Origin of the sequence: Pseudomonas sp. TH34 (genome assembly GCF_016650865.1) — a bacterium.
Taxonomy (GTDB): Bacteria; Pseudomonadota; Gammaproteobacteria; order Pseudomonadales; family Pseudomonadaceae; genus Aquipseudomonas; species Aquipseudomonas yamanorum.
On the sequence record NZ_JAEKFB010000035.1, the window covers coordinates 205,209 to 222,702 of the forward strand.

Genomic DNA, 17,494 nt, shown 5'->3' on the forward strand with positions numbered 1-17,494 from the left:
CAGAATTATACGCATCTAACCTGCGGTTTCTCTTGTTCATGCCTGCTATTACCTACGACCTGCCCGCCCTCGCCCAATCGATCAAAGACTGGGGCCGCGAGCTGGGCTTTCAACAAGTGGGCATCAGCGGCCTGGACCTCGCCGAGCATGAGCAGCACCTGCAACGCTGGCTCGACGCCGGCTACCACGGCGAAATGGACTACATGGGCGCCCACGGCAGCAAGCGTTCACACCCGGAAGAACTGGTACCCGGTACTTTGCGCGTGGTCTCCCTTCGCATGGACTACCTGCCCGGCGACACACAAATGGCCCAATTGCTGGCCAAACCCGAAAAAGCCTACATCTCCCGTTATGCCCTCGGCCGCGACTATCACAAGCTGATCCGCAAGCGCGTGCAGCAACTGGCCGACCGGATTCAGGCACAGATCGGCCCGTTCGGCTTCCGCGCGTTTGTCGACAGCGCCCCGGTGCTGGAAAAAGCTATCGCCGAACAAGCCGGGCTGGGCTGGATCGGCAAAAACACCCTGGTGCTCAACCGCAAAGCGGGCAGTTACTTTTTCCTGAGCGAGCTGTTTGTCGACCTGCCATTGCCGGTCGACCCACCGCACACCACCGAACACTGTGGCCGCTGCACCGCCTGCCTCGACATCTGCCCTACCAACGCCTTCGTCGGGCCCTACGTACTGGACGCCCGGCGCTGTATTTCCTACCTGACCATCGAGCTGAAAAGCGCGATCCCCGAAGAACTGCGCCCCCTGATTGGCAATCGGGTATTCGGTTGCGATGACTGTCAGATCGTTTGCCCGTGGAATCGTTTCGCCCGGCCTACCGACGAAGGCGATTTCAAGCCACGGCACAATCTGGATAACGCAGAACTGGCCGAATTGTTCATGTGGGACGAGGACAAATTCCTCAGCAACACCGAAGGCTCGCCCCTGCGCCGCGCCGGCTATGAGCGCTGGCTGCGCAACCTGGCGGTAGGCCTGGGCAATGCGCCATCAAGCATTCCGGTGTTGGAAGCGTTGAAGGCACGTCGGGAATATCCGTCGGAACTGGTGCGCGAACACGTGGAATGGGCGCTGAACCAGCACGCCGAACGTCAGTGCACGTCGTCGTTGTAAACGAACTTGGGCATTTCCCAATGGAAGCGGATCGCCAACAGGCGCAATAGAAAGCCGCTGAACAGTGTCAGCAGGATCGATTGCTCGCTGGGCAGTTCCAGATAGATGCACAGCATGTAGAACCAGGCGGCGAGGAACGACACGCTGGCGTACAGCTCGCGGCGGAAAATCAGCGGAATGTCGTTGCAGAAGATGTCCCGCAGGATGCCGCCGAATACTCCGGTGATCACCCCGCTGACTGAAGCCACCAGCATACCGTGGCCCATTTCCAGGGCGGTCATGCTGCCGATCAGGGTGAAGGCCACCAGGCCCACGGCGTCCAGCGCCAGGAACAGCGAGCGAAGGTGGCGCATCAATGGAGCGATGAAGATCGTCACCAGGGCCGCCACAGAGGTCAGCACCAGGTATTCCGGGTGTTTGACCCAGGTCAGCGGGTAGTGGCCGAGCAACACGTCACGCACCGAACCGCCGCCCAGCGCCGTCACGCAGGCGATCAGCACCACACCAAACCAATCCATCCCGCGCCGCCCGGCTGACAAGGCGCCGGTCATGGCTTCGGCGGTGATGGCGATGAGGTAGAGCATCAACAGCATGATGGCGATCCTTGCAAAGAGGCGCGCAGTCTAATCATTTGGTGATGGCACCAAAAGGGGGCGAGCCGTTAAGAGCTTAAAGCTCTTCCTAATGTGGCGAGGGAGCTTGCTCCCGTTGGACTGCGCAGCAATCCCATTTTTTCAGGGCCGCTTCGCAGCCCAGCGGGAGCAAGCTCCCTCGCCACAACAGCTCTTCACCAAGACTCAAGTCAGAACTTGATGAAATGCTTGCGGTAATGCTGCAGCTCGGCAATCGACTCGCGGATATCGTCCAGCGCCAGGTGGGTGCTGCCCTTGTGGAAGCTGTCTTTGACTTCCGGCGCCCAGCGCGCGGCCAACTCCTTCAAGGTCGACACATCCAGGTTGCGGTAGTGGAAGTAGCTTTCCAGCGCTTTCATGTGGGTATAGAGAAAGCGGCGGTCCTGGCAGATGCTGTTGCCGCAGATCGGCGACTTGCCCTTGGGCACCCACTTTTCCAGGAAGGCGATGGTTTCAGCTTCAGCCTCGACCATGCTCACCCGGCTGTCGCGCACACGCTGGGTCAGGCCCGAGTTGCCGTGGGTGCGGGTGTTCCACTCGTCCATGGTGGCCAACACCGCATCGCTGTGGTGAATGGCAATCACCGGACCTTCGGCCAAGGTGTTGAGGTTGCTGTCGGTGACAATGGTCGCCATCTCGATGATGACGTCGGTGTCAGGGTTCAGACCGGTCATTTCCAGATCGATCCAAATCAGGTTCTGTGGGTTTTGCATGTCGTGGTTCCTTGGCACCTTGGCGTAGCTGCGCAGTTTAGCAGGCAGGGCGTGCTAGACTCGCGACCGTTTTACCTAACCTTTGCATTATCGACACGGAACACCAATGGCCAAACGCCAGCTTAACCGTCGCCAAAACTGGCGCATCGAAAAGATTCAGGGTGAACGCGCTGCCCGCGCCGCCAAACGTGAATCCTCCGCCGTAGAAGCGCTTGAGGGCGGCGACCTGGGCCCCGAGCAAACGGGCCTGGTGATCGCGCACTTCGGTGTGCAGGTCGAAGTCGAGGCCACAGAAGGCGATCACGCCGGCCAGGTGTTCCGTTGCCACCTGCGCGCCAACCTGCCTGCGCTGGTGACCGGCGACCGAGTGGTATGGCGTGCCGGCAACCAGGGCATCGGCGTCATCGTCGCCCAGTTGCCGCGTACCACCGAACTGCGTCGCCCCGACAGCCGTGGCCAGCTCAAGCCGGTGGCGGCCAACGTCGACATGATCGTCATCGTCTTCGCGCCACTGCCCGAGCCCCATGCCAACCTGATCGACCGCTACCTGGTAGCCGCCGAGCACGCCGGCATTCGCCCGCTGTTGCTGCTGAACAAGTTCGACCTGATCGACGAGCAGAACGCCCCGGCGCTCAACGCGCTGCTGGCGGTGTACCGCACCCTCGGCTACCCGGTGCTGGAAGTCTCGGCGCATCACGGCAATGGCATGGAACAATTGCAGACTGAACTGGATGGACGCATCAGCGTGTTCGTCGGCCAGTCGGGCGTGGGCAAGTCGTCCCTGGTCAACAGCCTGTTGCCGGAAGTCGAAACCCGTGTGGGCCCGTTGTCGGAATTGTCCGGTCAAGGCACGCACACCACCACCACTGCACGGTTGTTCCACTTCCCGGGCGGCGGCGAGCTGATCGACTCCCCGGGCATTCGTGAATTCGGCCTGGGCCATGTGAGCCGTGCCGATGTGGAAGCGGGCTTTATCGAGTTCAACGACTTGATCGGCACCTGCCGCTTCCGCGACTGCAAACATGACCGCGAGCCAGGTTGCGCCCTGCTCAAGGCCCTGGAAGACGGCCGCGTGCAGCAGCAGCGAATGAACAGCTATCGCTCGATCATCGCCAGCTTGCCTGAGACCACTTACTAAGCTGCGAATCGGGGTCGTGCCATGCCTTGACACACATAAAGCATGGCACGGCCCCCCCGTCCCCATTGATTAAATCAAGTCAGCCATCAAGAATCCGCTGCAACTGGGCGGCCCATGATGCAAGCCAGCTTGAATTCGATTTTCCCAATGCTCATACTCGCTCCGTCACCAGCGCAAGCTGGCAGGAGTCTGGATCCTTCTCGGGGTTGATCCAGCGGCGCAGAAGGGGCGAAGCAAGCTCCACTGCGTGTCGAATGAAGCCGCCTTCGGGCGGCTTTGCTTTTTCCGGGGAATCGACGATTGCCTCTCTACTACCATCCTAAACAAGGCGATGTTCTTCTATGCGACTTCACACGGGGCTTTGTGGCTCCTGAAATGCTGAAGATCCGCAAAGTCGTCGTCATATCGCCTACTGCCACACACAAGCGCAAACTGTGCACAGTGGTCCCGATCTCCTCCACTGCTCCCGACATTCAGTACGACTGGCACCATTTATTGCGGATCAATCCACTGCACACCGATGGCTATAAAGCGCTATGGGTGAAATGCGACATGATCTACACCGTCAGTTTCGAACGACTGGACAAGCTGCACAGAAAGACCCGGACCACAGGGCGAGAGTATTTTGTACCGCGTCTGGGCGCAGAGGATATGCGAGGCGTGATTGACGGTGTGAAAGCTTATCTCCCCCTCTGATACATCGATCAAAAAAATGCCCCGAGAGTTCGGGGCATTTTTTAATTGTCGAAACAACACTCATGAACCAGTGGCTGGCTGAGTCGGGTCCTTCATTCCACCGTCATCAAACAGGTTCAGCTTCTGCCGCAGCTCATGGGCTGGCAGCGGCTCCTGCTCGGGCGGCAGTGCGTTCGGGTCTGCCGGCACTTCGCCCGGCGCGCCCTCACCCTGGGTCGGTACCGGTGGCGTCGCAGGCCGGTCACCTTCAATCGCACGCTGGGCTTTTTTGGTCAGCACGACGATATCGATGCGTCGGTTGATCGGGTTGAACGGGTCCTTGGGATCAAACAGCTGCGAGGAAGCAAACCCCACCACCCGTGCCACTTGTGGGTCCGGATAGCTACCTGCGACCAGTGCACGTCGCGCGGCATTGGCCCGGTTGGCCGAGAGCTCCCAGTTGCCAAAGTCGCCCTGCCCGGCATACGGCTTGGCGTCGGTGTGGCCGCTGATGCTGATCTTGTTCGGCACGGCCTTGATGGTGTCGGCCATGGCCAGCAGGATGTCTTCAAAGTACGGCTTCAACCGCGCGCTGCCAGAGTCGAACATCGGCCGGTTGGCGGCGTCCGTGATCTGGATGCGCAAGCCATCGGGCGTGATCTCGAAGGAAATCTGATCCTTGAACTTCAGCAGTTGCGGGTTTTCCTCAACCTTGGTTTGCAGCTCTTGCAGCAGCAATTCCAGGCGCTCCTGCTCGACCTGTTCGGCCATGCTCTCGACGGTATCGCGCTCGATCGGGATTTTTTCCTGAGGCGAGTCGGTCTTGATTTCCGGGTTGATGGTGCGCTCGGGCGCCAGTTGCGGCGAACCACCGAGGTCGATCACAAAAGGCGTGCCACTCTCGGAGAAACCGATGGGGTCCTTGAAGTACCCGGCGATGGCGATCTTCTGTTCCGGCGTGGCGGTGGACATCAGCCACAGCACCAGGAAGAACGCCATCATCGCCGTCGCAAAGTCGGCGAAGGCAATTTTCCAGGCGCCGCCATGGTGCCCCGCAGCGAAGCGCTTGACGCGCTTGATGATGATCGGCTGGTTGTTTTCCATGGCTTAGCGACCGCGAACCGCTTGTTCGAGCTCAGCGAAGCTTGGACGGTGCTTCGGATACAGCACCTTGCGCCCGAACTCTACCGCCAGCGATGGCGGCATGCCGGAAGCCGATGCCACCAGGCACGCCTTGATGGCTTCGTACAGATTCACTTCTTCCTTGGCATCGTGGGCCAGGGACGTGGCCAGCGGGCCGAAGAAGCCGTAGGCCGCGAGAATACCGAAGAAGGTACCCACAAGTGCCGCACCTACGTGCATGCCGATGGCTTTCTGGTCGCCTTCACCGAGGGAGGCCATGGTGACCACGATCCCGAGCACCGCAGCAACAATACCGAAACCGGGCATGCCGTCGGCGATGCCGGTCACGGCGTGGGATGGGTGCTCCAGCTCTTCCTTGAGGCTGAACAGTTCCATGTCGAACAGGCCTTCCAGCTCATGTGGCGCCATGTTGCCGGACGACATGATGCGCAGGTAATCGCAGATGTAGGCGGTCATGCGCTCGTCTTTGAGCACTGCCGGGTACTTGGCAAAAATCGGGCTCGCCGCGGCGTCCTCGATGTCACCTTCAATGGCCATCATGCCTTCGCGGCGGCTCTTGTTGAGGATCTCGTAGATCAGCCCCAGCACTTCCAGGTAGAAGGTGTGGGAGAAGCGCGAGCTGAACATGCCCAGCGACTTCTTGATCACGTGCATGGTCATGTAGCCAGGGTTGGCCTGCAGGAATGCGCCGAACGCCGCACCACCGATAATCAGCACTTCGAAGGGCTGGATCAGCGCCGCAATCTTGCCGTGGGAAAGGACGTATCCGCCGAGCACGCTCGCGATGACGACGATGATGCCGATAATTTTAGCCATAGGGGATGAGTACTTGCGCCGTCGGGTTCAGGGTCATATTCGCCAGAGTTGAAAACTCTTGTTCTACTTATCGGCAAATCTGCGCCAGACTATAGCCCGTTATGGCGAAAAACCAGTTCGGCCCGTCCCGGGCGTGTTGACCGTAAGTGATGATCGCGCCCCAATCATGGCAAATGAAACGACAGTCCCAACTCAAAAACCCACGACCCTGGCCGCTTGGATAAAGCGTCTGGACGATGTGCTCTTGCCTGTTCCACAGGCGAGTCACGACCGGGTCTGCAAGGCCATCGGCGACAACCGCAGTTCGTTGCGCGATATTGCAGAGTTGATGCAGAACAGCCCCGCGCTGGTGCTCAGCGTGATGCGCGAGGCCAACAACCAGGCCCACGGCAGCCTCGCGGAGCCCGCAGAAAACCTCGAAGTGGCGATCAATCGCCTCGGCCTCAAGCGCACCGAAGAACTGCTGCGGCGCCTGCCTTCCGTGCCGCTGAATGAAATCCCCGTGGCCCTGCGCCAATTGCAGATGATCAGCCAGCACGCCTCGCAACAAGCCAGCGGCCTGTTCGCCAGCCGCCTGGCGCGCCTGTGGCAAGACATTCATTGGGGCAGCCTGCTGTTCCTTTCGCCGCTGTGGCCGATGGCGATTGCCTATCCCAAACTGCTGGAAGCATGGGAACTGCGGGTGATCCACAAGGGTGAATCGGCCCGCATAGTCGAACAGGAACTGTTCGGCGTGCGCCTGCTGGACCTGTGCCTGGGGTTGACCGAAGCCTGGCGCCTGCCGATCTGGGTGTCCCAGGGTTATACGTTGCTGCTGACGGAACAGCGGTTGCTGGCCAAGGCGCTGCGCATTGCCCGCGAAGACGAGCCGTTGCGCCAACAGCAGTTGCTGGATGCCGACCCGAACCTGCGCCGCTGGCTGAACCAGCCGGCCAACACCGTGCTGTTGGCCAACGGCCTGGCGTTGGCGGCACAGGAGTCGTGGACCTGCCCGCACACCCAACGCTGGCAATACCTCACTGCGCTTTATCTACAGCAACCGTTGGCCGAAGTGCAGCAGCAGTCTCACCAACACGCAGCGATCAGCGCCCGCACTACCCTGATGCGCGATCTTTGGCACCCGGCGCTGTCGCTGATCTGGCCCTGGGATGTGCAGCGTGTTCACCACGGCTTGCTGCCGGCACCGCCGCCCACCGCCGAATCCCTGGCGATCTGGCGCAAGCGCTGCACCGAATTGCTGGTGGAGCCGAGCCGCTTTGCCAACGCCATGCACCTGACCACCTGCGCCAAGGAGGCCCTGGTGGCCTGCGGCATGCAACGGGTGATGCTGCTGATGGCGGACAAAACCCTGAGCACCTTGCGCGTGCATCAAGTCCACGGCCTGCCCAAGGACGCCGACCACCTGAGCCTCGACACGACACACAGCACCCTGCTGCAACGCCTGCTGGCCAAGTCCGCCCAGGTGCGCCTCAACCCTGAAAATCACGCCCAGTTCTCGGCACTCTTGCCGCCGGAACTGCGCCGCCTGTTCAAAGGCGAACACCTGCTGCTGCGCTCCCTGAGCTGCAATGGCCGGGTGGTGATGCTGATGGTGGCCGACCAGGGTGGCGGGCCGTTCTCGGAAACCACCGTGCAAGCCTTCGGCAAAACCGCCCAATGCATCGAAAAGGCCCTGCACAGCTTTACCAACCGCAGCGCCTGAAGCTTGCGCTACAATCGCCCTCCTTTAGCGCCCAACTTTTATGCCCAGGAGACCTCACATGCCTGACTTCTCTGGCTTGCCGCTGGTCATCGAGCCCAGTGACCTGCTCGGTCGCCTTGATGCCGAACACCTGATCCTGGTGGACCTCACCAGCGCCGCGCGTTACGCCGAAGGGCATATCCCCGGCGCACGCTTTGTCGACCCCAAGCGCACCCAACTGGGCCAGCCACCGGCGCCGGGCCTGCTGCCAGGCAAGGCTGATCTTGAAAAACTGTTCGGTGAACTGGGCCACACCCCGGATGCCACCTACGTGGTGTACGACGACGAAGGCGGTGGCTGGGCCGGGCGATTCATCTGGATGCTCGACGTCATCGGCCACAAGAAATACCACTACCTCGACGGCGGCCTGCTGGCGTGGCTGGATGAAAAATACCCGCTGTCCACCGAGGTACCGGCCAGCGCCGGCGGCCCGGTCAGCCTGACGTTGCATGAAGAACCCACCGCCACCCGCGAGTACCTGCAAAGCCGCCTCGGCGCTGCCGACCTGGGCATCTGGGATGCCCGCGGCCCGCTGGAATACTCCGGGGAGAAAGTCCTCGCGGCCAAGGGCGGACACATCCCGGGCGCGGTGAACTTCGAATGGACCGCCGGCATGGACAAGGCGCGCCAGCTGCGCATCCGCCGCGACATGCCGCAGATCCTCGAAGACCTCGGGCTGACCCGCGACAAAGAAATCATCACCCACTGCCAGACTCACCACCGTTCTGGCTTCACCTACCTGGTGGCCAAGGCGCTCGGTTATCCGCGAGTCAAAGGTTATGCCGGTTCCTGGGGCGAATGGGGCAACCACCCCGACACCCCCGTTGAGATTTAAGGTTTAAGGACAGTTAATGAAAAAGCAGTTGTTCATCCTCAGCCAGTACTTGCTGCCCCACCACCTGCTGTCGCGTCTGGCCGGCTGCATTGCCGAATGCCGCGTGCGCTGGTTCAAGAATGCGTTCACCACCTGGTTCGCCAAGCGCTATCAAGTGGACATGTCCCAGGCCCTGGTTGAAGACGTGACCGCTTACGAGCACTTCAACGCCTTCTTCACCCGCGCCCTGAAAGACGGTGCCCGCCCGCTGGATCAAACGCCAGGCGCGGTGCTGAGCCCGGCCGACGGTGCTGTCAGCCAGTTGGGCCCGATTGAACATGGCCGGGTGTTCCAAGCCAAGGGCCACAGTTTCAGTGTGCTGGAATTGCTCGGTGGCGATTCGGCCGTGGCTGCGCCGTTCATGGGCGGTGATTTCGCCACGGTCTACCTGTCGCCGAAGGACTACCACCGGGTGCACATGCCACTGGCCGGTACCCTGCGGGAGATGGTCTACATCCCCGGCCGCATCTTCTCGGTAAACCAGACCACCGCCGAAAACGTGCCGGAGCTGTTTGCACGTAACGAGCGTGTTGCCTGCATTTTCGACACCGAACGCGGCCCGATGGCCGTGGTGCTGGTGGGCGCGATGATCGTAGCGTCGATCGAGACGGTATGGGCCGGCTTGGTTACGCCGCCGAAGCGCGAGCTGAAAACCTTCCGTTACGACGAGGCTGCCCGCGGGCCGATCCACCTGGAAAAAGGCGCGGAGCTGGGACGCTTCAAGCTGGGTTCGACGGCGATCGTGCTGTTTGGGCCGAACCAGGTGAACTGGTCGGAAGAACTGCAGGCGGGAACGCCGGTGCAGATGGGCCAGGGCATGGGTTTGCCGAAAGCCTGATTCAAGGCGATTGAAGATCAAAATGTGGGAGCTGGCTTGCCTGCGATAGCATCGGCGCGGCCCCTCTGAAAGAACGAGGCGCCTGCATCGCGGGCAAGCCCGACTCCCACATTGATCCGGTTCAGACCTTAAGCTTTGTGTCGTTTACAGCTGACCGTCGCGGTCGCGGAAGCCCAACAGGTACAACACCCCATCCAGCCCCAGGGTCGAAATCGCCTGCTTGGCCGATTGCTTGACCAGCGGCTTGGCGCGAAACGCCACACCCAACCCGGCAATCGCCAGCATCGGCAAGTCATTCGCCCCGTCGCCGACCGCAATGGTCTGCTCCAGGCGCAACCCTTCCTTGTGTGCCAATTCCCGCAGCAGATCAGCCTTACGCTGTGCGTCGACAATCGGCTCTACCGCCACGCCCGTCACCTTGCCGTCCACCACTTCCAGCTCGTTGGCGAACACATAGTCGATGCCCAGCTTGGCCTGCAATTGCTTGGCAAAGTAGGTGAAGCCGCCTGACAGGATCGCAGTCTTGTAGCCCAGGCGTTTGAGTTCGGCGAACAGGGTTTCGGCGCCTTCGGTCAGGCGCAGGGACGCACCGATGGAGTCCAGCACGCTCACATCCAGGCCCTTGAGCAGCGCCAGGCGCTCCTTGAAGCTGGCACGGAAATCCAGCTCACCGGCCATGGCGCGCTCGGTGATTTCCGAGACTTGCTCGCCCACACCCGCAGCCTTGGCCAATTCGTCGATGACTTCGGCTTCGATCAGCGTCGAGTCCATGTCGAACACCGCCAGCCGGCGATTGCGGCGGAACAGCGAGTCTTCCTGGAAGGCGATATCGACGTTCAGTTCCTGTGCAACACTCAGGAATTCGGCACGCAGGGCCTGAGGATCTGCCGGCTCACCGCGTACGGAGAACTCGATGCAGCCCTTGCCCTTGTCCGCTGGCGTGTCCAATGGCATGCGACCCGACAGACGGTCAATATGGTCGATATTCAAACCGTACTGAGCCGTGATCGAACTGACGCGCTGCAATTGCTCGGCCGTCACCTTGCGGGTCAACAGCGTCACGATATGGCGTTTCTTGCCCTGGCCGGCCACCCAGCTCTGGTAATCCTCTTCGGACACCGGGGTGAAACGCACCTGTTGATCGAGCTTATACGCCGTAAACAGGATGTCCTTGAGCACGGACGAGGCTTGCTCGGTGCTGGGAATTTCCACCAGGATGCCGAACGACAGCGTGTCGTGAATCACCGCCTGGCCGATGTCGAGAATGTTCACACCACCCTGGGCCAGAACACCGGTAATGGCTGCGGTGAGACCCGGACGGTCTTCACCTGTGATGTTAATCAGGACAATTTCGCGCAAAGCGCACCCCCGAGCTGGAAAAAAACCGCATTCTACCCACTTTCAGTGACCATCGGGCACAGCCAGCGCTTTGCCGGTCTTGGGCCTGTCGCTATACTGCGCGTCAACTTCACGGACTAAAGAGCCGAGCTTAAGTGAACCGGCCCACGCCAGTAAAAACCGATAACTTCTTCCTGCTGATCTTCCGGGCACTGCGCCACCGCCGTGTACCGATCGCATTACGCATTGCCAGCCATAACGTGATCCTGGTCGCCCTGGCCCTGGTCATCTACGCCTGCGTGATGGGTTTGCAGTTCAAGCAGGCCATGCACGAGCAAGCCGACGCCCTGGGCGAGAGCCTGACCACCCAGACCGCCACCTCGGCGACTGAGTTGTTGGTGTCCAACGACATCCTCAGCCTCAACGTGCTGCTCAACAACCTGACCAAGAACCCGCTGGTGGCCCACGCCGCTATCTATAGCGTGGACAACCGGATCATGGCCGAAGCCGGGCAACGCCCGAAAAACGGCCTGCTGGGTGAAGCCGAGGGTCTGTACCAGAGCAATATCACGTTTCAGGACGTGAAGGCCGGCCAACTGCGCATCAGCCTGGACATGCAACAGTTCCAGCAGCCGATGACCATCAGCCTGCAAAGCATGGGTATCTTGAGTGCGATCCTGCTGGCACTGTCCCTGGCCTTGAGCCTGCGCCTGGGCCGGCATATCTCCACGCCACTGATGCAACTGCGCATCTGGCTGCGGGACATCGACGAACATACCCCGGCCACCGACCGCCAGGACGAAATCGGCGACCTCGCCCGCCAGCTGCACACCAGCTTCGCGCCGGAGCCCGTGGTGCCCGAGGTTGAACCCGAGCCCGAGTTCGACGACACCGAGTACGAAGACGATGAGCCCGAGTTTGAAGTGCGCAACCTGCGCGACCCGAGCTTCGACGAGTCCGCACCGGTGGCGGGTCTCAAGCCGGCAGCCCGTCATGTGATCAAGGCCGAAGAAGACGAACTGGACGAAGAAGACCCATTCGCCGATCTTCGCGACAACTCAGCCCCAACGACCACCGTGCCGCAGCCGGCTCCTGTGCGCAGCACCCAGCCCCAGCACAGCGCCGTATTGGCCGTGCAGTTGGGTGCACAGGACCAGCTGCGCCGCTTGCCGCGGGCACGCCTGACCGAGTTGCTGGAGCGCTATCGTGATTGCCTCGACCAGGCGGCCTCGCTGTATCAGAGCGAGCTGCACACGCTGAACGATGGCAGCACGCTGATGCTGTTCCACAGCGAAGACAGCGGCGAAGACTACCTGACCAACGCCATCTGCTGCGGTGAGCTGCTGCGGGCCCTGGGCCATGCGCTGCAGATCGAAGTGGCCGACAGCGGCATCACCTTGCAGCTGCAATTGGGCCTTACGGTAGGCGACGATCTGTATGGCATGAGCCAGATTGATCTGCTGCTGACCGAGATAGCCCAGGACGCCCTGGCCTTGTCGCAACACAGCCGCAACCTGCTGCTGGTGGAACGCAAAATCAGTGACGACGTGCTGATTCGCCAGCGTGCGCGGATCCGTCCGATTGCCAGCCCTGAAGGTGCGTGCTGTGTGGAGCGGTTGATGGAGCCTTACCCGTCGATGCTTGAGCGCCAGCTGGCGCGGATGCATGAGACGCGGGCGAAGAACTAAAGAACAACGCTGAACCCCTGTGGGAGCGGGCTTGCTCGCGAAAGCGGTGTATCAGAAACACATTTGGTGACTGACACTCCGCTTTCGCGAGCAAGCCCGCTCCCACACTTGATCTGCGAACGACTCAGATCCCGCATAAACAAAAAGGCCCGCTCATCAGCGTAATGCTGTTCACTTAAGCATTTGAGCCCACGCCGGGCTTCCTAGAAAATCCGATACCAGACCTCTGGCATCGGATTTTTTATGTCTGTTCAACAGGACCTGCTTGACCTCGGCGACCTTTTCAACTTCTGCGACCTGAGCACCTTTACCCAAAATATTCCCATTGAGTGGGTAGCGTCTGCGCTGGATCTTTCCAGTCAGGCCACCATTCGCCGGCGTCGCCTGCCCGCTGATCAAGTGCTTTGGTTGGTACTGGGGATGGCGCTATTTCGAGATGAGCCGGTTCACGAAGTGGCCAGACGTTTGAACATCTGCGCCCAAGGCCTGGCTTCTGACCACTTGTTGGCCCGCAGCGGTGTGACCGAGGCGCGAAAGCGGCTCGGTGCCGATCCTGTTGAGTGGCTGTTTCGCAAGACCGGTACTCAATGGGGGGCGGAGCGCTACGACGATGATGCCTGGCACGACCTGCAGGTATTCGCGGTGGACGGTGCACTTTTACGCACTCCGGATACGCCCGAGCTGCGAGATCACTTTGGATCGGGAAACACCCCGAGTGAGCGCCAGACACCGTTTCCCATGCTGCGCCTGGTGGCGCTGATGAATGTGCGTTCGCATGTGATCCTGGATGCTCAATTGAGCCCTTACCGACGCAGTGAAATGCGCTTGGCCGACGAGTTTTTGCAGCAGATTCCCGACCACTCAGTGACGCTGTTCGACAAAGGGTTCTGGGGCGCCGAGCTACTGTCGAGTTTGAGCCGTTCGGGCACCCACCGTCATTGGTTGATCCCGGCAAAAAAAGGACTGGTCTGTGAGGAAGTGGCCCGTTACAGCATGCATGACCGTTTGGTGCGCATGAAAGTCTCACCGCAGGCCAGAAAGCGAAATCCGGTCCTTCCATCGCACTGGGAGGTACGTGAAGTCAGCTATGAAATGCAAGGCAAAGTGAAGACCGTCATGACGTCCTTGCCGGCCGAGACCTACAACACCAAGGCCGTTGCCAAGCTTTATCAGGAACGCTGGGAGATCGAGCTGGGCTTCAGGGACATCAAGAGTTCGATGCAACAGAACGCTATGACCTTGCGCAGCAAAAAAGTCGAGCTGATTTATCAGGAGGTGTGGGGACTTTTGCTGGCTTACAACGTAATTCGTCGGGAAGCCAGTCAGGCAGCGGTGGCGTTTGGCCGAGCGCCCTCGGACATCCGTTTCAAACCGGCTTGTCAGTACATCGCGGTGCAATTGATTGTGATGGCTGCGGCCAACCCGATTTCAGCGACAGGGAGACGATTGGCAGAGTTAAGGGCAGGTATCGGAGGATTGTTTCTGGATCACCGTCCAAGGCCTTCGAGGCCAAGGACGGTGAAGATCTCAAAAACCCGATTTCCAGTAGACCGTAAGGCTGCTCCGCTTAAGTGAACAGCATTACGCTCATCAGCGGGCCTTTTTGTTGGTCTGTATTCAGGTCAGAACCTGAACACTTCCATATCCGTACGAATTGGCACGGCCATCGGCATCTTCGGCTTTTCCGGTGCCGCAGCCTTGGGCTGCGCCGGGGCCTGTTTGCGTGGTGCCTCTGCAACCGCCGGCTGATTGGCCAGTGGCTTGAGAGCGACGGACAGCTGCTCAGCCAAACGTTGCAACAACACACCCTGGGCCTGGACCTGGGACGCGGTGCTGCCGGCGTGTTCTTCCTGCAGGTGCACGATGCGGTTATCCCGCACTTGGCCACGGCGGTCGATCAAGCGCCACTGCGCGTCGAGGATCGCGGGTTGCGAAACGCCCGAGTCCAGCCGCGTAATGGTCAGCAGCACCTGTACGTCCGGGGCAAAACCCAACGGCGCCGGGGCCAATACCACACGTTGGCTGTCCAGATGGCCCGCCACCTGGCGCAACATCAACTGATTGATGTCGGACGACAGGCTACCGGCCCAGCGACCATCGGTGGAACCTTGCAGGCTGCCGTCGTTCTGACGTTGCAGCAGGGTTTCACGTTGCAGGTAGTCGGCCACCACAACCGGGCCAAGCAATACTGCCATGCCGGCACTTTGTGCAGGCTGAGCCGGACTTCCACTGTCCAGCTGATACAGCGACACAGGTTGATGTGTGCTGCAACCCGCCAGGCCCAAAACGCCAGCGAGCAACAAAAATAAAGGAAGGCGCGGAGCAGTCATCATCCCATCCAGGTGGCTGCCACAAGGCGAACCACAATGTAATACTCAAAAATAACCTAAACGCGCTCAGCCACGCCGGCGCTGGAAAGGCCATATCATCCGTGAATATGCGCCATGACTCCAGCGCGAAAGCGTCGATCTACGGGTTAAATCGTAGATCGGGCGCTCTATATCGCGTTAAACCGGCGTTTCCACCAGTAAAGCGTCCACCCGCTGGAAGCCGCGCGGCAGTTTATTGCCGCGACGCCCCCGCTCACCCTTGTAGTGCTCAAGGTCGTCAGGGCGCAGTGACAACGTGCGCTTGCCGGCCTGCAACACTAGGGTCGAGCCTTCCGGGATCACGGCGATGTCGGTCACGTACTCTTCGCGACTGGCCACCCGCTCCCCGGGGATACCAATGATCTTGTTGCCCTTGCCTTTGCCCAACTGCGGCAAATCGCTGATCTTGAACACCAGCAGGCGCCCTTCGGTGGTCACCGATGCCAGCCAATTGCCTTCACGGTCTTCCACCGGACGCGGCAGGATCACCTTGGCGTTGTTCGGCAGGCTCAACAACGCCTTGCCCGCCTTGTTCTTGGCCTGCAGGTCTTCACCCTTGACCACGAACCCGTAGCCCGCATCGGAGGCGATGACGTACAGCGAATCATCGTCCGGCAGCAGCACGCATTCAAAATTCGCACCCGGTGGCGGTGTCAGGCGCCCGGTCAACGGCTCGCCCTGCCCCCGCGCCGACGGCAACGTATGCGCCGGCACTGAATAACTGCGACCGGTGGAGTCGATAAACACCGCAAACTGGTTGGAACGCCCCGCCGCAGCGGTTTTGAAACCGTCACCAGCCTTGTACGACAGGCCGGTGGCGTCAATATCATGCCCCTTGGCCGAGCGAACCCAACCCTTTTCCGACAGAACGACGGTAATTTTCTCGTTGGGCAGCAGCTCGGTTTCGGTCAGGGCCTTGGCTTCGGCACGCTCGACAATCGGCGAACGGCGATCATCGCCATAGGTTTCGGCATCTTTGATCAGCTCCGTGCGCACCAGCTTCTTCAGCTTGGCTTCGCTGCCCAGCAGGGCCTGGAGCTTGGCTTGCTCTTTGAGCAGCGCGTCCTGCTCGTCCCGCAGCTTCATCTCTTCCAGACGCGCCAACTGACGCAGACGGGTGTCGAGGATGTAGTCAGCCTGGATTTCGCTGAGCTCGAAGCGCGCGATCAGCTCGGCCTTCGGGTGCTCGGCGGTACGGATGATGTGGATCACTTCATCCAGGTTGAGGTAGGCGATCAACAAACCGTCCAACAGGTGCAGGCGGCGCTCGACCTTGTCCAGGCGGAATTGCAGGCGGCGACGCACGGTCTGTACCCGGAACTCCAGCCACTCCACCAGCAATGCCCGCAGGTTCTTCAGCTGCGGCTTGCCGTCCAGGCCAATGATGTTGATGTTGACCCGGTAGCTGGACTCCAGCTCGGTGCTGGCGAACAGATGCTGCATCAGCACTTCGTGGTCGACCCGGCTGTTGGTCGGGATGATCACGATGCGGCACGGGTTCTCGTGGTCGGACTCGTCACGCAAGTCGGCGACTTGCGGCAGCTTCGACGGCTTGGCCTGCATCAACGCGGCAATCTGCTCCAGCACCTTGGCGCCGGACACCTGGTGCGGCAGCGCGGTGACGATGATGTCGCCGTCTTCGATGTGGTACACGGCGCGCATGCGCACCGAGCCTTTACCGGTCTGGTAGATTTTCAGCAGATCGGCGCGAGGCGTGATGATTTCCGCTTCGGTCGGATAGTCCGGGCCCTGAATGTGCTCGCACAACTGCTCGACCGTAGCCTTCGGCTCATCCAGCAAGCGCACGCACGCGCTGGCCACTTCCCGCAGGTTGTGGGGCGGTACGTCAGTGGCCATGCCCACGGCGATGCCGGTGGTGCCATTGAGCAGGATATTCGGCAAACGTGCCGGCAACACCAACGGCTCGTCGAGGGTGCCGTCAAAGTTCGGGCCCCAGTTGGCCGTGCCCTGGCCCAGTTCGCTGAGCAGCACTTCCGAATACCGCGACAAGCGCGCCTCGGTATAACGCATGGCGGCAAAGGACTTGGGATCATCCGGCGCCCCCCAGTTACCCTGGCCATCCACCAGCGTGTAGCGATAGCTGAACGGCTGGGCCATCAGCACCATGGCTTCGTAGCACGCCGAGTCGCCATGGGGGTGGAATTTACCGAGCACGTCACCGACGGTACGCGCCGACTTCTTGTGCTTGGAGTCAGCGTCCAGGCCCAACTCACTCATCGCATAGATAATGCGCCGCTGTACGGGCTTCAGGCCGTCGCCGATATGCGGCAAGGCACGGTCCATGATCACGTACATGGAGTAGTTGAGGTAGGCATTTTCGGTGAAGTCAGCCAGCGACCGGCGTTCAACGCCGTCTAAGCTGTCTGCAAGGATGTCACTCATGCGGG

Annotated in this window: 15 protein-coding genes; 8 read left to right on the top strand and 7 right to left on the bottom strand. The window is 60.7% G+C overall.

Annotated features, from left to right (window positions below; genetic code table 11):
- The first annotated feature begins 38 nt into the window (after positions 1–38).
- The gene (gene queG / locus JFU58_RS30255; RefSeq protein WP_063033392.1) at positions 39–1,121 is read left to right on the top strand and encodes a tRNA epoxyqueuosine(34) reductase QueG; all 1,083 of its coding nucleotides are present in this window, start codon (positions 39–41) and stop codon (positions 1,119–1,121) included.
- On the opposite strand, the gene JFU58_RS30260 is transcribed toward queG, so the two are convergent.
- The gene (locus tag JFU58_RS30260) at positions 1,100–1,717 is read right to left on the bottom strand and encodes a trimeric intracellular cation channel family protein (RefSeq protein ID WP_172834585.1); all 618 of its coding nucleotides are present in this window, start codon (positions 1,715–1,717) and stop codon (positions 1,100–1,102) included. The two genes, queG and JFU58_RS30260, sit on opposite strands and share 22 nt — an antisense overlap.
- Positions 1,718–1,923: 206 nt before the next feature.
- Positions 1,924–2,466, bottom strand: coding sequence for an oligoribonuclease (gene orn / locus JFU58_RS30265; RefSeq protein ID WP_063033393.1), 543 nt, complete (start codon positions 2,464–2,466; stop codon positions 1,924–1,926).
- Positions 2,467–2,572: 106 nt separating this feature from the next.
- Here orn and rsgA point away from each other — a divergent pair, with 106 nt between their 5' ends.
- On the top strand, positions 2,573–3,604 hold the full coding sequence (gene rsgA / locus JFU58_RS30270; protein ID WP_093202366.1) for a small ribosomal subunit biogenesis GTPase RsgA: 1,032 nt from the start codon (positions 2,573–2,575) through the stop codon (positions 3,602–3,604).
- Positions 3,605–3,904: 300 nt separating this feature from the next.
- Entirely contained in the window at positions 3,905–4,300 is a 396-nt protein-coding gene (locus JFU58_RS30275; protein ID WP_026078084.1) for a type II toxin-antitoxin system PemK/MazF family toxin, read from the top strand.
- Positions 4,301–4,360: 60 nt separating this feature from the next.
- On the opposite strand, the gene motB is transcribed toward JFU58_RS30275, so the two are convergent.
- Positions 4,361–5,383 (bottom strand): flagellar motor protein MotB, encoded by a 1,023-nt coding sequence (gene motB, locus JFU58_RS30280; RefSeq protein ID WP_063033395.1) that lies wholly within the window; start codon positions 5,381–5,383, stop codon positions 4,361–4,363.
- 3 nt (positions 5,384–5,386) lie between these two features.
- Positions 5,387–6,238, bottom strand: coding sequence for a flagellar motor stator protein MotA (gene motA, locus JFU58_RS30285; RefSeq protein ID WP_003217532.1), 852 nt, complete (start codon positions 6,236–6,238; stop codon positions 5,387–5,389).
- A 166-nt stretch (positions 6,239–6,404) separates the two neighbouring features.
- Here motA and JFU58_RS30290 point away from each other — a divergent pair, with 166 nt between their 5' ends.
- The 3 genes from JFU58_RS30290 to asd are packed head-to-tail and all read left to right on the top strand — an operon-like array spanning position 6,405 to position 9,691.
- Complete coding sequence (locus JFU58_RS30290) at positions 6,405–7,940, top strand: HDOD domain-containing protein (RefSeq protein WP_201143005.1); 1,536 nt, start codon at positions 6,405–6,407, stop codon at positions 7,938–7,940.
- 58 nt (positions 7,941–7,998) lie between these two features.
- Positions 7,999–8,814, top strand: a complete 816-nt coding sequence (rhdA, locus tag JFU58_RS30295) for a thiosulfate sulfurtransferase (protein WP_093202375.1) — start codon at positions 7,999–8,001, stop codon at positions 8,812–8,814.
- A gap of 16 nt (positions 8,815–8,830) precedes the next feature.
- Complete coding sequence (asd, locus tag JFU58_RS30300; RefSeq protein ID WP_063033398.1) at positions 8,831–9,691, top strand: archaetidylserine decarboxylase; 861 nt, start codon at positions 8,831–8,833, stop codon at positions 9,689–9,691.
- Between the two features lie 144 nt (positions 9,692–9,835).
- On the opposite strand, the gene serB is transcribed toward asd, so the two are convergent.
- Positions 9,836–11,050 carry a phosphoserine phosphatase SerB gene (gene serB / locus JFU58_RS30305; protein WP_003217536.1) on the bottom strand — a complete coding sequence of 405 codons (1,215 nt, stop codon included), beginning with the start codon at positions 11,048–11,050 and terminating at the stop codon, positions 9,836–9,838.
- Positions 11,051–11,184: 134 nt separating this feature from the next.
- Between serB and JFU58_RS30310 the strand changes: the two genes are divergently transcribed.
- Positions 11,185–12,717, top strand: a complete 1,533-nt coding sequence (locus JFU58_RS30310) for an AhpA/YtjB family protein (protein WP_063033400.1) — start codon at positions 11,185–11,187, stop codon at positions 12,715–12,717.
- A gap of 243 nt (positions 12,718–12,960) precedes the next feature.
- Complete coding sequence (locus JFU58_RS30315) at positions 12,961–14,292, top strand: IS4 family transposase (RefSeq protein ID WP_201139679.1); 1,332 nt, start codon at positions 12,961–12,963, stop codon at positions 14,290–14,292.
- A gap of 47 nt (positions 14,293–14,339) precedes the next feature.
- On the opposite strand, the gene JFU58_RS30320 is transcribed toward JFU58_RS30315, so the two are convergent.
- Positions 14,340–15,047 carry a PqiC family protein gene (locus tag JFU58_RS30320; RefSeq protein ID WP_026078082.1) on the bottom strand — a complete coding sequence of 236 codons (708 nt, stop codon included), beginning with the start codon at positions 15,045–15,047 and terminating at the stop codon, positions 14,340–14,342.
- Positions 15,048–15,224: 177 nt separating this feature from the next.
- Entirely contained in the window at positions 15,225–17,489 is a 2,265-nt protein-coding gene (gene parC, locus JFU58_RS30325; protein ID WP_003217539.1) for a DNA topoisomerase IV subunit A, read from the bottom strand.
- Positions 17,490–17,494 lie beyond the last annotated feature (5 nt).

Excerpts from the sequence above, each read along its gene's own strand:
- queG (WP_063033392.1), top strand. The coding sequence starts at position 39 with ATGCCTGCTATTACCTACGACCTGCCCGCCCTCGCCCAATCGATCAAA.
- orn (WP_063033393.1), bottom strand. The coding sequence starts at position 2,466 with ATGCAAAACCCACAGAACCTGATTTGGATCGATCTGGAAATGACCGGT.
- rsgA (WP_093202366.1), top strand. The coding sequence starts at position 2,573 with ATGGCCAAACGCCAGCTTAACCGTCGCCAAAACTGGCGCATCGAAAAG.
- motB (WP_063033395.1), bottom strand. The coding sequence starts at position 5,383 with ATGGAAAACAACCAGCCGATCATCATCAAGCGCGTCAAGCGCTTCGCT.
- motA (WP_003217532.1), bottom strand. The coding sequence starts at position 6,238 with ATGGCTAAAATTATCGGCATCATCGTCGTCATCGCGAGCGTGCTCGGC.
- JFU58_RS30290 (WP_201143005.1), top strand. The coding sequence starts at position 6,405 with ATGGCAAATGAAACGACAGTCCCAACTCAAAAACCCACGACCCTGGCC.
- rhdA (WP_093202375.1), top strand. The coding sequence starts at position 7,999 with ATGCCTGACTTCTCTGGCTTGCCGCTGGTCATCGAGCCCAGTGACCTG.
- asd (WP_063033398.1), top strand. The coding sequence starts at position 8,831 with ATGAAAAAGCAGTTGTTCATCCTCAGCCAGTACTTGCTGCCCCACCAC.
- JFU58_RS30315 (WP_201139679.1), top strand. The coding sequence starts at position 12,961 with ATGTCTGTTCAACAGGACCTGCTTGACCTCGGCGACCTTTTCAACTTC.
- JFU58_RS30320 (WP_026078082.1), bottom strand. The coding sequence starts at position 15,047 with ATGACTGCTCCGCGCCTTCCTTTATTTTTGTTGCTCGCTGGCGTTTTG.
- parC (WP_003217539.1), bottom strand. The coding sequence starts at position 17,489 with ATGAGTGACATCCTTGCAGACAGCTTAGACGGCGTTGAACGCCGGTCG.